The sequence below is a fragment of the Idiomarina sp. PL1-037 genome (assembly GCF_034422975.1).
Lineage (GTDB): Bacteria > Pseudomonadota > Gammaproteobacteria > Enterobacterales > Alteromonadaceae > Idiomarina.
In genome coordinates this window covers 1,666,002-1,681,294 of sequence record NZ_CP139873.1, presented here as the reverse complement: position 1 = coordinate 1,681,294, position 15,293 = coordinate 1,666,002, and the positions used below count along the sequence as shown (strand labels likewise).

Annotated in this window: 19 protein-coding genes; 11 read left to right on the top strand and 8 right to left on the bottom strand. The window is 47.9% G+C overall.

Annotated elements, in window-relative coordinates:
• Nucleotides 1-7: 7 nt before the first annotated feature.
• The gene (locus tag U0358_RS07880) at nt 8-778 is read left to right on the top strand and encodes an SDR family oxidoreductase (protein WP_322405899.1); all 771 of its coding nucleotides are present in this window, start codon (nt 8-10) and stop codon (nt 776-778) included.
• A gap of 7 nt (nt 779-785) precedes the next feature.
• Here U0358_RS07880 and U0358_RS07875 read toward each other — a convergent pair whose 3' ends face one another.
• Nucleotides 786-1,244, bottom strand: coding sequence for a hypothetical protein (locus U0358_RS07875; RefSeq protein WP_322405898.1), 459 nt, complete (start codon nt 1,242-1,244; stop codon nt 786-788).
• Nucleotides 1,245-1,320: 76 nt separating this feature from the next.
• Between U0358_RS07875 and U0358_RS07870 the strand changes: the two genes are divergently transcribed.
• Genes U0358_RS07870 through glnS form a run of 6 tightly spaced genes read left to right on the top strand, consistent with a single transcriptional unit; the run spans nt 1,321 to nt 6,206 of the window.
• Nucleotides 1,321-1,581, top strand: a complete 261-nt coding sequence (locus U0358_RS07870; RefSeq protein WP_253620081.1) for a hypothetical protein — start codon at nt 1,321-1,323, stop codon at nt 1,579-1,581.
• Between the two features lie 11 nt (nt 1,582-1,592).
• A complete protein-coding gene (locus tag U0358_RS07865) occupies nt 1,593-1,997 on the top strand; it encodes a hypothetical protein (RefSeq protein ID WP_322405897.1) in 405 nt (134 codons plus the stop codon).
• Entirely contained in the window at nt 1,994-2,782 is a 789-nt protein-coding gene (locus tag U0358_RS07860; protein WP_322405896.1) for a 5-oxoprolinase subunit PxpA, read from the top strand. The genes U0358_RS07865 and U0358_RS07860 overlap by 4 nt, the downstream gene beginning before the upstream one ends.
• Before the next feature lie 8 nt (nt 2,783-2,790).
• Nucleotides 2,791-3,522, top strand: a complete 732-nt coding sequence (gene pxpB, locus U0358_RS07855) for a 5-oxoprolinase subunit PxpB (protein WP_322405895.1) — start codon at nt 2,791-2,793, stop codon at nt 3,520-3,522.
• A complete protein-coding gene (locus U0358_RS07850; RefSeq protein ID WP_322405894.1) occupies nt 3,519-4,472 on the top strand; it encodes a 5-oxoprolinase subunit C family protein in 954 nt (317 codons plus the stop codon). The genes pxpB and U0358_RS07850 overlap by 4 nt, the downstream gene beginning before the upstream one ends.
• 48 nt (nt 4,473-4,520) lie before the next feature.
• A complete protein-coding gene (gene glnS / locus U0358_RS07845; RefSeq protein WP_322405893.1) occupies nt 4,521-6,206 on the top strand; it encodes a glutamine--tRNA ligase in 1,686 nt (561 codons plus the stop codon).
• Here glnS and U0358_RS07840 read toward each other — a convergent pair.
• The 5 genes from U0358_RS07840 to U0358_RS07820 form a co-directional block, all read right to left on the bottom strand.
• Entirely contained in the window at nt 6,193-7,230 is a 1,038-nt protein-coding gene (locus tag U0358_RS07840; RefSeq protein WP_322405892.1) for a saccharopine dehydrogenase family protein, read from the bottom strand. The two genes, glnS and U0358_RS07840, sit on opposite strands and share 14 nt — an antisense overlap.
• A 7-nt stretch (nt 7,231-7,237) precedes the next feature.
• Nucleotides 7,238-7,681: a ferric iron uptake transcriptional regulator gene (gene fur, locus U0358_RS07835; RefSeq protein WP_317497095.1), complete on the bottom strand. Its 444-nt coding sequence runs from the start codon at nt 7,679-7,681 to the stop codon at nt 7,238-7,240.
• Between the two features lie 45 nt (nt 7,682-7,726).
• A complete protein-coding gene (fldA, locus tag U0358_RS07830; RefSeq protein WP_011234721.1) occupies nt 7,727-8,260 on the bottom strand; it encodes a flavodoxin FldA in 534 nt (177 codons plus the stop codon).
• A gap of 77 nt (nt 8,261-8,337) precedes the next feature.
• Nucleotides 8,338-8,553, bottom strand: coding sequence for a DUF2788 domain-containing protein (locus tag U0358_RS07825; RefSeq protein ID WP_011234720.1), 216 nt, complete (start codon nt 8,551-8,553; stop codon nt 8,338-8,340).
• A gap of 100 nt (nt 8,554-8,653) precedes the next feature.
• Complete coding sequence (locus U0358_RS07820; RefSeq protein ID WP_322405891.1) at nt 8,654-9,430, bottom strand: alpha/beta fold hydrolase; 777 nt, start codon at nt 9,428-9,430, stop codon at nt 8,654-8,656.
• A gap of 106 nt (nt 9,431-9,536) precedes the next feature.
• On the opposite strand from U0358_RS07820, the gene U0358_RS07815 reads away from it, so the two are divergent.
• Nucleotides 9,537-10,019, top strand: a complete 483-nt coding sequence (locus U0358_RS07815) for a replication initiation negative regulator SeqA (RefSeq protein ID WP_317497093.1) — start codon at nt 9,537-9,539, stop codon at nt 10,017-10,019.
• The gene (gene pgm / locus U0358_RS07810) at nt 10,019-11,656 is read left to right on the top strand and encodes a phosphoglucomutase (alpha-D-glucose-1,6-bisphosphate-dependent) (protein WP_322405889.1); all 1,638 of its coding nucleotides are present in this window, start codon (nt 10,019-10,021) and stop codon (nt 11,654-11,656) included. Before U0358_RS07815 ends, pgm begins: the two co-directional genes overlap by 1 nt.
• Nucleotides 11,657-11,660: 4 nt before the next feature.
• Here the strand turns inward: pgm and U0358_RS07805 are convergent, their stop codons facing one another.
• Nucleotides 11,661-12,947, bottom strand: coding sequence for an MFS transporter (locus U0358_RS07805; protein WP_322405887.1), 1,287 nt, complete (start codon nt 12,945-12,947; stop codon nt 11,661-11,663).
• Between the two features lie 152 nt (nt 12,948-13,099).
• Here U0358_RS07805 and U0358_RS07800 point away from each other — a divergent pair, with 152 nt between their 5' ends.
• Nucleotides 13,100-14,185: a DUF2066 domain-containing protein gene (locus U0358_RS07800; RefSeq protein WP_322405886.1), complete on the top strand. Its 1,086-nt coding sequence runs from the start codon at nt 13,100-13,102 to the stop codon at nt 14,183-14,185.
• Nucleotides 14,185-14,898 carry a DnaA regulatory inactivator Hda gene (hda, locus tag U0358_RS07795; protein WP_317497089.1) on the top strand — a complete coding sequence of 238 codons (714 nt, stop codon included), beginning with the start codon at nt 14,185-14,187 and terminating at the stop codon, nt 14,896-14,898. The genes U0358_RS07800 and hda overlap by 1 nt, the downstream gene beginning before the upstream one ends.
• On the opposite strand, the gene U0358_RS07790 is transcribed toward hda, so the two are convergent.
• A complete protein-coding gene (locus tag U0358_RS07790; RefSeq protein ID WP_317497088.1) occupies nt 14,895-15,284 on the bottom strand; it encodes a DUF2069 domain-containing protein in 390 nt (129 codons plus the stop codon). The two genes, hda and U0358_RS07790, sit on opposite strands and share 4 nt — an antisense overlap.
• Between the last annotated feature and the right edge of the window lie 9 nt (nt 15,285-15,293).

The following is a 15,293-nucleotide window of genomic DNA, read 5'->3' as shown; positions in this document are numbered from 1 at the left end:
CTCAATAATGTCTCAACAACGGAAGACCATTTTAATTACCGGAGCCAGCTCTGGTCTGGGGCAGGGTATGGCTCGTGAGTTTGCCGCTCAGGGCAAGGATCTATGCCTGTGCGCACGTCGGTTAGACCGGCTTGAAGCCTTAAAAACCGAACTGGACGAAAAGTATTCCGGCATAAAAGTGAGCATTAAAACCCTGGATGTAAATGCCCACGAGGACGTGTTCCGAGTGTTTCAGGAGTTTAAGCAAGAGCAGGGACAAGTTGACCGCTTTATTATTAATGCGGGCATGGGTAAAGGTGCGGCGCTGGGTACTGGCTACTTTGAAGCAAACAAAGCCACGGCTGAGACGAACTTTGTAGCCGCGCTGGCGCAGTGTGAAGCGGCTATGGAAATTCTCCGCGAACAAAAGCAAGGCCATTTGGTAACGATTTCGTCCATGAGTGCTTTCCGCGGTATGCCGCGGGCTATGACGGTTTATGCGGCTACCAAAGCTGGGTTGGCATCATTAACGGAAGGCATTCGTGCGGACTTAATGAAAACCTACGGCAGCAACAGCCCAATAAAAGTCTCGACTATTTACCCGGGCTATATTCGTTCGGAAATTAACGAGAAAGTGAAAAACACGCCTTTTATGGTGGACACCGAAACCGGCTGTCGCTTGCTGGCAAAAGCCATTAACAAAGAGCCGGTTCAAGCTTATGTACCGCGTTGGCCGTGGGCATTAATGGCGTTTTTAATGAAACGATTACCACTGAAATGGGTGTTAAAGCTGGCTTAGCTTTCGGTTATTCACCAGAGTCAGCGCACACGGCGTCGCCGCGGGTAGAAACCTGGACCGACAGAGACTGGCTAACGCCTTGTGCATCGTTAAACAGAAACACCGGCTCGACTAAAAACATGTTGCCGCGCTTGCCATCGTGGTTGATTTCCAGCCGCTGATCCGCCAGTTCCAGTTTAATGCAGCCATCGTGCTCTGTGGTCATTATGCGTTCCCATTTATCTGGCTGTGGTTCGTGCAGCCAAATTTCATGGCCCTGCCAACTTTGTTTTTCACCCCGTTCGCACCAGTAGCTATGAACCTCCAGCGCGCCGTCTTCACTGGTTTCCAGTTGGCGAATGTCGCACTCGTCTTCATGCGGTAATTCTGGTTCCATGGCGGTGTACTGGTACACAACAACACTGACAAAAATGACGAGAAGTGTGACGGCCGAAGCGCCTAACCAGATAAGAATTTGCTTTAACATATGGCTCCAGAACCTGATACAGTATAAGTTCTTAGTATAAAGACAATAATGATAAGAACAATGATTTGGGGGAAGTATGTGGCAACGTGTTTTGGCATTACTGATTCTTATTGTGGGTTTGCTTCTGGCCGTTCTGGGTGTGGTCAGTGACAATGATACCCCCGTTAGGTTAACCGGCGCGGTTCTGATGTTAATAGGTATTATCTGGCTGTATAAGCAACCAACGCTGAAGTCGCTTAATCGTACCGACAAGCCAACGTTAAAATGGTATCAGTCTCCAATTCTCTGGATACCTATTATTGCGATCATCATCTTTATTATCAGTCTTTTCATGTAGGAATCGAATTCATGAATATAGCAAAACGAATTGTTATTTTGGCCGGTGCGGTGGGGCTGTTCTTTTATACCGCAGAGCAGGAAGAGCTGATTACCTTAATTGCGAATTTTAATCTGAGTTGGTACAAACTGGGCGTTCCTATTGCCTGGGGCTTAGTCATTGGTGGGCTTTGCGCGCTGTTAAAGTTCCGCTGGCTGCTTTCCTGGATGGCACCTGTTACCTTAGTTGCCAGCGCCATAACGACTATGGGACTCACTGGTGCAGCAGCGGTATTTGCGAAACATCAACTGGTGGTGCTCTGCTTGCCGCCGTTACAACTTGCCGGCGTAGGTGTTGGTTTGTATTTATTTGCCGTGGGTCTGGTTAAGCTAATGGGAGACATTGAAGCCAGAAAATCCGAAAAAGGTGAGGAATGAGTCGTCAAAGTAGCCCCGAAAGTAATCCGGGAATTACATTAAACAGCGATATTGGTGAAAGCTTCGGAACCTGGAAAATGGGCGCCGATGACTTAATTATGCCGCACATCGACTGCGCTAATGTGGCTTGCGGTTTTCATGCATCAGACCCGCTAACTATGCTGAAAACAGTCAAGTTAGCCAAGCAGCATGATGTGACGATAGGCGCGCATCCTGCGTACCCCGATCTCGTTGGTTTCGGCCGACGTCATATGACGTTAAAACCCGATGAAGTTACCGCTTTAATTCAGTATCAGGTGGGGGCTTTACAGGGCATTTGTGCAGGCCAGAAAACCGAAGTGAGCTATGTGAAGCCACACGGCGCACTTTATAACGACATGTTAAGCGACGGTCAGCAATTCGATGCTGTTTGTCAGGCTATTGCCGCCTTGCAGGACGACAGACATGAGCCCTTGCCGTTAATGGTTATGGCAACACCCGAAAATGACGCCTGGCGCCACCGCGCGCAGCAGTTTGGTGTTGAATTATGGTTTGAAGGTTTTGCCGACCGCGCTTATGACGACAATGGGCAGTTGCGCTCGCGGAGCAACCCTGATGCCGTGCACGGTGATGCTGAAGCCATGTATGCTCAGGCGGAGGCTTTTGCGACAGGCCATGCTATCGAGAGTGTGTCGGGTAAGTCGCTGCAAATTGAAATTGATTCTCTTTGTGTTCACGGGGATAACCCCAAAGCGATAGAAACCGTAGAGAAGCTGCGGAGCATTGTCCGGCAAGCTAATGAATAAAATTAGGAATGACTTATAGTTCAGTTATGAAAGAAGAGTCTGATTTCCCAAAACTCGTTTCAGCCGGCGCCGATGCCGTTGTAGTCTATTTAGGCGAGGGCATTAGTGTGTCGGTTAACCAGCGTGTTTTGGCTGCAGTTAAGGCAGTAAAGGAGCAACTGTCTGATGTTGTGCTGGATTTAGTGCCGTCCTACAACTCCTTAATGGTTTATTACAACGTGCTGAGCATTGATGAGCCTGAAATACGTGAACGCTTGCGTAGAGTTTTAGCTGACCTCAGCTCTGATATTAGCGAGCAGAGTGGTAAGCGGCATCGTATTCCGGTTTATTATGACGAAAGTGTCGGACCGGATTTAGCCCGCATTGCTGAAATGAACAACTGCTCTGTGGATGATGTAATAAAAATGCACACCGAACAGACGTACCGCGTATACGCCATGGGCTTTGCGCCAGGCTTCGCCTATTTAGGCGAAGTGAGTGAGAAGATCAGAACGCCGCGTTTAGATAACCCCAGAAAGCGCATTACCGCAGGCAGCGTCGCCGTTGCTGAAAGTCAGACCGCGGTTTATCCGTCAGCATCGCCCGGAGGGTGGAACATTATTGGCCGTACTTCAACTCAGTTGTATGACCCGTCCTCCGGGACCATCAGCCCGCTGAACGTAGGCGATGAAGTCGAGTTTTACGCGGTAAGCAAAGAGCAGTTTATTGAGGAAGGCGGTGACACGGAGGCCTTGTCATGATGCGTATTATTGAGCCGGGTATGCGCTCAGCCGTTCAGGATTTTGGGCGCTTTGGGTATTTGTCGAAAGGCCTGACCCGCGGCGGCCCTATGGATGAACACGCGTTTTTATGGGCGAACCGGTTGCTGAGTAACCATTTTAATGCCGCTCAAATAGAAATTACCCTGGGCGGCTTTGAAGTAGAATTTGACCGCGACTGCCAGTGTGCTGTGACCGGTGCTGATGTGGAACTGACGCTGGACGACGAGGTGTTAAATACCTGGCAAAACTTTAAAGTGCATGCGGGTCAACGCCTGAAGATGGGGTATGCCAGAGCCGGTGTCAGAGTCTATTTAGCGGTGCAGGGCGGTTTTCAGGTGGACTCTAAGTGGGGCAGTTGCGCAACCGTTACTCGCGACGCGGTTGGCGGCCTGCATGGAGACGGCTCGTTTTTAAAAGCGGGTGACGAACTGAGTTTTAATGAGCAGAATTATCAGGTATCGCGGCGCGTGGGCTGGGCCTACAGATCCGACTACCGGAAAACCCCGGTTATTGGCTTAATACCGGGCTTTCAGTACGACGCCTTTCCCATGTCGGCAAGAGAAGCTTTCTGCTACGAAGATTACGAAGTCACTAAAGACAGCGACCGCATGGGCATTCGCTTGTCGGGTAAAGCGTTGGAATATGATGGTGAGGGTTTGGTATCTGAAGGCGTGAATGTGGGGTCTGTACAGGTGCCCGCAAATGGCCAGCCTATTATTATGATGAACGACCGCCAGACCTTAGGGGGCTACCCGAAACTGGGCACCATTAACCCGTTCGATTTAGGTCGGTTGGCACAATGCCAGCCGGGGCAAACCGTTCGTTTTACCCGTATTGAAGGTAAAGTTGCACAGCAGCAATTGCGCCGCTTTTATCAGTTTTTTAATGTTCGCTTAGCTTGTCAGGCTAACGATAACCTGCGATCATAGCCGATTCATATTATCCGGTGTTGATTTTGTAGCGGAGACAAAAGGTTCATGGCAGATACTGACTCTCGTCCCAGTAATTTTATTCGTCAAATCATTGATAAAGATTTGGCCAGTGGTAAGCACGCAACTGTACACACCCGTTTTCCTCCGGAGCCGAACGGTTACCTGCATATTGGCCATGCCAAATCGATAGTGCTGAACTTTGGTATTGCCGAAGACTACAACGGCACCTGTAACCTGCGTTTTGATGATACCAACCCACTGAAAGAAAAAGTGGACTATGTGAACTCCATTAAAAAAGACGTGGAGTGGCTGGGTTATGAGTGGGAAGGCGAGCCGCGTTATTCCTCTAATTATTTTGATCAGCTGCATGCGTTTGCGGTTGAGCTGATTGAGAAAGGCCTGGCCTACGTTGACTTCAGTTCACAGGATAAAATGCGCGAACTGCGCGGTACGCTGAAAGAACCGGGCGTAAACAGCCCTTACCGTGATACCTCTGTGGAAGAGAATTTAAAGCATTTTGCTGACATGACGGCAGGTAAGCACGAAGAAGGCACCGCGGCATTACGGGCTAAAATTGATATGAGCTCGCCGTTTATGTGTATGCGCGATCCGGTTATTTACCGTGTGCGCTTTGTACACCATCACCAGACCGGTGATAAATGGTGCGTTTACCCAATGTACGACTTCACCCACTGTATTTCCGATGCGCTGGAAGGCATTACACATTCACTGTGTACGCTGGAGTTCCAGGACAACCGTCGCTTATATGACTGGGTGCTGGATAACATCAGCATAGACTGCCATCCACAGCAAATTGAATTCTCGCGCCTGAACCTGCAGTACACGGTAATGAGTAAACGCATTATTAATACGCTGGTCGACGAAAACAAAGTAAGCGGTTGGGATGATCCGCGTATTGCCAGCGTGGCTGGTTTGCGTCGCCGTGGTTATACACCAGACTCAATTCGTGAATTCTGCCGCCGTATTGGTGTGACCAAAATGGATAACCAGGTAGAAATGAGCATGCTGGAAGCCTGCATTCGTGATGACCTGAACGTCAATGCCCCACGCGCTATGGCGGTGATGGATCCGGTTAAAATTGTTATTGAGAACTACCCTGAAGGCGAACATGAATTGCTGGATGCACCGAACCACCCGAATGACCCGGAGATGGGCTCGCGTCAGGTGACTTTTAGTCGCGAAATTTGGATTGAACGGGAAGACTTCCGTGAGTCGGCTAACAAGAAGTTTAAGCGTCTGGTGCTGGATAAAGAAGTGCGTTTGCGTAATGCCTACGTAATTCGTGCAGATCGGGTAGAAACCGACGATAATGGCGAAATTCAGACCATTTACTGCCACTACGATGCCGATACTTTAGGGAAAGACCCGGCGGACGGGCGTAAGGTGAAGGGCGTTATTCACTGGGTGTCTGCAGAAACCGCAAAAGAAGCAGAGTTCCGTGTTTATGACCGCTTATTCCAGGTGCCTAACCCGGCAGCAGAGGAAGACTTGTTCTCAACCCTTAACCCTGAGTCTTTGATTATTAAGAAAGGCTTTGTGGAAGCTAACTTAGCGAACGCGAAACTGAGCGAAAACTTCCAGTTTGAACGTCTGGGCTACTATTGTCTGGATCAGGACGCTGACACAGAAGATCGTTTAATATTTAACCAGACCGTTGGTTTACGCGACAGCTGGGCGAAAATAGAGCAGGAACAAACTACTGGATCTTAAACTGGTTCAGTAGTTTAGCGCCGTACAAACGTGAGGGGGTGTAAAAGCCCCCCGGCTGTTTCTGGCTTAAAGTATGAATGGCTATCTCAACAGCCCCTTCTGCCGTTAGCGAATAGCCGTTTTTCAGTTTTACCCGCATACTTTTCTTATTGCCTTTGGCGTCGCTGATTTCACCCCAAACGTAAGTCGGGTTATTCTTTCGTTCTTTTTCTTCAGGGCCAGCAGGCTGTGATTCCAGCTTTTTCTTCAGCTTAGCCTGAACCCATTTCCACTTAAATACCCAACGGAACCAGTTCATCCGGCGAATTTTTTTCACTAAGCGTGGGCTGGCCGGTATGTACACTTCAATGTTGGGTATCTCCGTGGTGTAGTAGGCGGTAGAGACATCGCCCCAGGGAATGGTCATGGCATATTTTTCGCCATTACCAAAATCTATCCAGCGAGAATGCCAAGCGTGCGGAACATCGGTAATTTGTCCGTTAATACGGGCGGCTCCACCGTGACCTAAACGCTCTATACTGGTTTTGGATGTGCCGCGACTCATGCGTGAACCGGAATCAAAACCTAAGGCCAGGTGTGTTGCTTCCGGCATCTGGGCATTTAACCGTGCAGCAATACAGTCTGTTGGAATAACGTCAAAGCCAACGCCCGGGCATATAACAATGCCGGCTTCGCGTGCCGCTTTGTCCATAGAATGAGCGTATTCAAATACGTCTATCTCGCCAGTAATGTCTAAATAGTGGGTTTTGGTATCAATACAGGCTTGAATAAGAGGAGCGGCGGTCTGGCTGAATGGGCCCGCGCAATTAATGACTAAGTCGACGTCTTCTAACTGTTTTTGAAGTTCATCAATACTGTTGAGCGAGAAGACCTTGTATTGAAAATCTAAATGGCGTGCGACTGGCTCAAGGGCGTTTTCGTTACGGCCGGCTAAAATAGGTTGATAACCGCGTCTTTTCGCCTGGTGAGCAATAAGTTTACCCGAATAGCCGTATGCACCGTATATGAGCCAGCGCAGTGCCATATTGTTACTATGCCTCAGCGGCAGCTTTGTATTCGCAGCCTTCGCCGCGCTGACATTCCCCGTAAAGGTACAGGCTGTGGTTAGTCAGTTTAATTTTATTTGCCGCGGCGACTTTTTCCTGACGCTTCTCTATTACGTCATCTTCAAATTCAAAAACGTGGCCACAGGTTAAACATACCAGATGATCGTGGTGATGCTTTGCACTCAACTCAAATACCGAACGTCCACCTTCAAAGTGGTGGCGAGTAATAATACCAGCGTCATCAAACTGGTTTAGTACCCGGTAAACGGTAGCCAGGCCAATTTCATCTTTTTGTTCCAGCAGGATTTTATAGACGTCTTCGGCACTGATGTGTTGGTTATCTGGTTTTTTCAAAATCTCCAGAATCTTCATCCGTGGGGAAGTGACTTTTAGTCCTGCTTTTTTCAGCTGTTCGTCGTTACTCGCCATAATAATTCGTATCTCAGTTAAACATGTATAACAGCATACCGTGTATTAGCTGTCACTTGCCAGTTCTGCCAGACACATTTCTTCATAAACTTGCTGGCACCATTTGCTAACGCGTTCTTTGGTTAATTCTGGCTGACGGTCTTCATCTATGCCCAGACCGACAAAGTGTGTGTCGTCGGCCATGCCTTTAGAGGCCTCAAAATTGTAGCTCTCGGTAGGCCAGTGCCCGACAATAATACCACCACGGGCTTCAACAATGTCGCGAACCATGCCCATGGCATCAAGGAAGTATTCAGCGTAATCCTCCTGATCGCCACAGCCAAAAATGGCAATGAGCTTGTCCGTAAAATCGATCTCTTCCAGTTCGGGGAAAAAGTCATCCCAGTCGCACTGAGCTTCGCCGTAATACCACGTCGGAATACCGAACAATAGTAAGTCGTAATTGGCAATATCTTCTTTACTGGATTTGGCGATGTCTTTTACATCAACGAGCTTTTTACCAAGCTCTTTCTGAATCATCTGTGCGACGGCTTCGGTGTTACCGGTGTCGCTTCCAAAGAAAATTCCAACAGTTGCCATAAGTCAATTTTCACCTGATTATACGAATAAACAGTACTGAATGGATTGTCATTCAGCGGCGTAAATTATCAATTGGGTTAAACTCCGGATTCCCAGAGCACCTGAATAATACCTTTAGCGATAAAGCCAAAACAGCCAAGAAAAAGCACCATCCAGACAATAACCTGGCCAAATTTGGGTACTGCAGAACGTTTTAATACGTCCCGAATGGCTAAGCCTATTAGTAAGAATAGTATGCCCAGCGTAAAATTGGTGGCCAGAACTTCAATTTGTTCGTAATACTCAGCTAACATACTGCTTAACCTCGCTGGTACTTAACCTAAGAATGCTTAAAGCGATCTTGACTGTTTTTTACGGCGCTTAGATTACCATAAAGCATGGCTGGTGGCGAGATTACTGCGTTATAAACTCAATGATCAAGCGGTTAAATATTCTGGGTTTCTCGGCATGTAGCCAGTGGCCTGCACCTTCGATAACCTTTACTGACGCATTGCTAAACCGCGCCGCAACTTCTTGTTGATGCTTTTCTGTAAGGTAGTTTGAACTTCCTCCTTTAATGAAAAGCACTGGGCCTTCATATTGGCCTTCGCTGACGGCCGCTGAAATTTGCTGGTAGTTTTCTCTTAGTGCTTTTAGGTTAAGCCTCCACTGGTAACCGTCGTCAGTTTTTTTCAGATTTTTTAGCAGAAACTGGCGCACACCTTTTTCTGAAATTGTCTCAGCTAACTGTTTATCGGCGTCGCCGCGGCTTTTTGCCTGGTCTATGTCCAGGTTAGAAAGGGCGTCTAGTATGCTGTCGTGAGTACCGTCATAAGCTGCGGGTGAAATATCGGCAAATATCGCCGCTTTAATTCTTTCTTGGGCCTTCATGCAAGTTTCCATTGCGATTTTACCACCCATGGAATGACCAACTAAATAAAACTGCTCGAGATTCAGTGAATCAGCCAGTTTGATGATGTCATCTGCCATGTCTGGATAAGTCATACTGTCGCTGTGAAACGATTCACCATGATTACGGGCGTCGGGCAAAATGCAGTAATAGTCTTCTGACAGTTCACGAGCAAGACTTTTTAAATTGTCTTTGTCGCCAAACAGGCCGTGAATAATGATGATAGCCGGATTGGTATCCGTACCTAATGTTTCGTGATTCAACAATGAAGAGTCTGCCATCGAACTGCCTTTAGTGATAAACTTTGGTCTATATTTTCAAGGCTTTGTCGGGCTGTTGCAAGCGACAAAGCTCAACCTTTCAATTTTTAGAGGTAGAAAGTCAACAATGAAGCGGATTGACATTGACGATGACTTATACACGTACATTGCAAGCCACACCAGACAAATAGGTGAGAGCGCATCGGATATTCTGCGTCGCTTGCTTGACGTGAGCAGCAGTGAACCTGAAGCTGACAGTAAAAGCGAACCACCGGAGTCGGTTTTTAACCGTTTAAACGAGCAGGACGTGCGTATTCAAAAAAGCGTAGTGGCACGCTTTCTTTATATCTTAAGCATGTTGTACCGCTGCCACCCGAGTGCATTCTTGCAAGTGCTGGATATTCGCGGGCGCGATCGTCAGTATTTTGCCCGTTCAGAAGAAGCTTTGCTGACATCGGGTAACAGCACCAATCCGAAGCAGATACCGGACTCTCCATTTTGGGTAATAACCAATACCAATACGACTAAGAAAAAAGCCATGCTGACTCAGGTAGCAGAAAAGTTGGGTTACCAATCGGCTGATGCAGAAAAAATTAGGGATTTTTTATAATGGCGGATCACGAGCGAGCAGGCCAGTTGGCGAAGGCCAGCGACTTGACCAATATAGCGCAATTGACCAGTGCGTATTATGTTTATGAGCCGGACCCACGCAAAGCGGCGGAAAAAGTCAGCTTTGGTACTTCGGGTCATCGCGGCAGTTCATTAAAGCGTTCCTTTAATGAAGCGCATATTCTGGCTATTGCGCAGGCTATTTGCGCTTACCGCGAAGAGCAAGGCATTACCGGACCTATTTTGGTGGCTAAAGATACTCATGCCTTGTCGGAGTCCGCTTACATTAGTGCATTAGATGTTTTTATTGGTAATGGCATAGAGGTTCAGGTTCAGACCGAGCACGATTATACGCCAACTCCGGTATTAAGCCGCGCGATTATTGAGTGGAATCGTGAGAATAAAGCTAAAGCCGATGGCGTGGTGATTACACCCTCGCATAATCCACCAGAAGATGGCGGGTTTAAATACAACCCGTCACATGGCGGTCCGGCAGACTCTGACGTGACCCGAACCATAGAAAAATACGCAAACGCGCTGCTATCATCAGGGCTTGGTGGTGTGAATACGTGCGAGAGCGAAGATGTATTACAGCATCCGAAATTAACCTTTGTTGACTGGCGTACGCAGTATATTAGCCAGCTTGACGATTGTATTGATATGTCGGCTATTCAGGACGCGAAACTGACATTGGCTGTTGATGCCATGGGCGGCTCGGGTGCGAAATACTGGACGCAACTTGCAGAGCACTACAACTTATCGATTGAGGTTCGTAATGCCGTGGTCGACCCAACTTTCTCGTTTATGCCGCTGGATAAAGACGGCAAGATTCGAATGGATTGTTCGTCGCCTTTTGCCATGGCCAGCTTACTTGAGTTAAAAGATAACTACGATTTGGCTCTCGGCAATGACCCGGACTACGACCGTCACGGCATAGTAACTCCGACACACGGCTTGCTGAACCCGAATCATTATTTGTCTGTTGCAATAGACTACTTATGTAAAAACCGCGATTGGGATAACAGTATCGCTATTGGAAAAACTCTGGTGTCCAGTGCCATGATCGACCGCGTGGTGGGCGCAAACGAGCGATCACTGATGGAAGTACCGGTGGGGTTTAAATGGTTTGCGAAAGGGCTGTTCGAGCGTTCAATTGCGTTTGCCGGTGAAGAAAGTGCCGGTGCTACTTTACTTGACCGTAAAGGCAATACCTGGACAACCGATAAAGACGGCATTGTCATGGCGTTACTGGCGGCTGAGATACTGGCAAAAACCGGTAAAAACCCCGGGCAGTATTACGATGACTTATGCCAGCAACATGGCACGGCTTATTATCGTCGGGTTGATACGGCTTCCAGTGCACAAAAAAATGGGCGCTTTAAAGACATTCGCGCCTATAAAGTAAAACTGCCTGAACTGGCGGGTGACAGTGTGTCTAATATTTCTACTAAAGCGGCAGGGAATGACGCTCAGTTTGGTGGTATTAAAGTGACAACTGATAACGGTTGGTTTGCTGCCAGACCTTCAGGCACAGAGCCCGTTTACAAAATTTACGCAGAAAGCTTTGTCAGCGAGCAACATCTGGATGACATTCTGGAGCAGGCCACCATATGGGTGAATGACCTGCTCTCAGACTAAGCCTTTACCGAAGGACGGCGTTGGATTCCATTTCTTCGTCGTCTTCTTCTTCCGTTTCCGGGGCTTCCTCAGCCATTGATGTTAAAAGCTCATCAGAAGTTTGTGATGGGGCCAGTATGGCAAAGTTGCTGTGCAGCTGGTCTTCTGCTTTTGCCCGTCGTGTAATGCGGTACAGCGAATAAAAACCAACACAGGAGGTAAGTGCGGCCAAGAGTAAAAAGAAGTAATTAATGGCACCAAACTGCATTAACGCAGCTACCGCAGGCGCACCGATAATAGAGCCTGCTCCCCCAATTTTTATGATGGCACCGGTTGCTCCCACCATTTGATCACGTTCCAGATAGTCGTTGGTGTGTGCCATACCCAGAGAGTACAAAGGCAGTATGAAGGCGCCTAAAAGCCCCACATTTAAGTAAATGAAAATGGCGTTTGATGCATCGAGCTGCGACAGGGCGGCGGCTGTAAGAGTTCCGCCGGCGGCACAAATGGCAATAACAAAACGGCGATCAATGCGGTCCGATAACAGACCAAAGGGTGCCTGCGAAATTAAGCCTCCGGCAATAAAGGCGGCCATGAAAAAGGTAATTTGCAGAACACTAAGGCCTATGTAGGAAGCATACATTGGCCCTATACCGTAAAACATGGCGTAGCAGGCCTGCATTATAAACGCATTAATGACGCCCAGTGGAACAGTTTTCAGCAGCAGTGAAATGGGGACTTTTCTGTTTTCGTGCGTTGTAGGCTCAGCCGTAACGCTGACCAGAATTGGAATAAGCGCTAAGTTAATGAGCAGAGCGACAATTGCGAAAGCCACAAAACCGGCCGGATCGGCAACACCAAGAATAAGCTGCCCAACAATAAGCCCACTATAAATAATGACCAGATAGATTGACAGCAGGGTACCGCGACTGCGGTTATCAGCCATGGTATTAAGCCAGCTTTCAACGATGACGAAAATACCAGAAATAGCGAAACCAGTTATAAAACGCATGACGAACCAGACCACCGGATCAACCCAGATGGCCTGCATTAGAATACTAAAGGCAGCCAGTGCGGCAAGACCGCCGAATGAACGAATATAACCTACCCGACGAATATCTTTTGGCGCGCGAGTCGAGCCAAATAGATAGCCGATAAAATAGGCCGACATGATAAAGCCGGTAACCAGAGTACCAAAACCTTCAATGGTAGCTCGCAAACTTAACAGGGTACTGGTCATGCCAACACAGACCCCAATTAAACTGATACTGCCGAGCAATGAGCTGATACCGCGAAGTTGTTGTTTTAGCATGCCTTTGTCACTCTTCTTCTGTTTGTCGCAATACTACCGTTAGTGGCTTTATTTTCCTAGTGAAGATTCCCACAAGCTTATCCACAAGTTGTTACTTGCTGTTCGCTATCTGGCTGTTTAATATGCTCTCAAAGTCTTATTTGGATAATGACATGTCAAAGTCGCGGATTCATTATTTCGCTGCCAGTTTATTGTTTCTGTTTAGCCTTTTTATGGCTACGGATGCCGAAGCGAGGTTGATTGAAAATTTGTATTCAGCAGAAGTGCAAGTGTCTTCACAGAGTTCGTCTCACCGGCAACAGGCAATAGAGAAAGCGTTTGACCGTGTTATCATAAAATTAACGGGGCAAACCGAGTTGACGGGACATGACGCTATACAGCGAGCAAGGCGTGATGTGAATAATTACCTGGTGCAATACGGTTACAGCGAAAATGAAGGAAAGCGAACTTTAACGGCGACATTTGATGGCAGTAAGTTGCGCGTGTTGCTGGCAGAGCACCAGTTACCTTACTGGGGGAGTCGGCGACCGCAACTGATGCTGTGGATAGCGAAGGAAAACAGTAATGGGCAGCGGGTGATCATCGACAGTAATAGCGAATCCGTATTTACCCAGCAGCTCAGATTCTTTGCGCAGCAATACAGTATTCCAGTTCAGCTGCCTTTGATGGATTTGACAGACAGTTTCACCATAAACGCAACCGATGTCTGGGGGCGCTTTTTAGGCCCGGTGAGAACGACTACAGAACGTTACGGCACTGATGGTTTATTGGTCGGTCGTATGATTCGTCAGGATGATGAGGAAGAGCCCTGGAGTTTAAATTGGTTTGTTGAAGTCGGAGACGACCGTTTTTCTGGTGAAGTGACAGCAACGAGCCCGGACTGGCTTGCCGAGCCTTTGGTTGAGCAGCTAATGGCGCAGTTGGCTAAGCAGTACAGTGTTACCGCCGGCGATGAAAATGTTCGTAATACGTTAATGATTAAAGTTGAAAGGTTAAGTAGCTTAAGCCGTGTTTTAGAGTTGGAAGCATTTTTAGATAGCATTGTCTCTGTTAGTGAAGTTCGTTTACTTGAATACTCACAAGCTATGAGCGAATTTGAGATTGTGGTTAACGGCCCGGTTGATCAGATACTGCAGGCTATTAATCTGGATGGGCGTCTGGTTTCACAGGAAGTGGGCCCCTTTGTTGCGCCGCAGCAGGCCGAAACACCGGTTTACCGTTGGAATGAGAACCGCTGATGTCACCACAGCAACTACCGTTAGCCGTCCAGTTGCCGGATGACGAGATATTTTCTACCTTTCTTGCAGGCGACAACTTAACCTTATTAAGTTGGTTAGAAAGCTTGCCCGCAGCCGAGCCTCCATTAAAGAGAAGCCAGCAACTGACCTGGTTGTCGGGAGCGAGTGGGGTAGGTAAAAGCCATCTAATGCACAGCGTCATAGCCTCGGCCGGGTCACAATATCGTATTGCGTATTTACCTTTGCGCGAGCTGGCTAAAGCCGATGCATCTGCTGTTCTGCAGGGAATTGATCAGGCAGATCTTATTTGTCTGGATGATATTGATACGGTAACCCAGGAACAGAGCTGGAGTTTTGAGTTGTTCTCGCTTATTAATCGCGTAACCGACAATGAGTCGACGCGTTTAGTGATGACGGCCAAGCAGTCTGCGGCTCAAACTGAAGTGTTGTTACCGGATTTGCAATCGCGTTTCCAGTGGGCAACGGGTTTTCAGGTTCAGCCGCTGAATGACGAAGAAAAAATTAATGCGTTAATTTTGCGAGCGCAATGGCGTGGACTGGAGTTGCCGAGCGATGTCGCCGCTTTCATGACTCAACGACTGGGTCGTTCCATGCGAGATTTAATGAAAGCGTTAAACGAGCTTGATAAAGCCTCTATTACTTACCAACGCCGCTTAACAATTCCTTTTGTTAAGCAGGTTCTCGCAATTTAGTCGTAGTCTTTTAGTTTTTTCAGCCCTAATCCCTGAGCTCTTCCCTGATAGCGGGCATAACCTGTTGCGCCAATAAATGCACCGGTGGTAAATATCAGTTCCAGTATTGACCACACACGCTCATCCGGGTGGGTGTAGACCACAGTTAAGCCATGCAGAAAGTAAAACATTAAAACAAAGTTAGTCCATGCGTGGGTATAAGGTTTGCCTTTAACCAGCCCATGCAGAGGAAACAACAACGGCAGCACCCAGAGGAACAAAGCAATATAGGCTGGCAATGTGCCTGGCGCATCGGTGGGCATACCGTGCCACAATGCAACTAAAATGAGCAGTGGCCAGTAAAAAATTTGTGTTAACCAGCGGTAAAAGCGTGGAGATGTCGGCATTGGTAATTC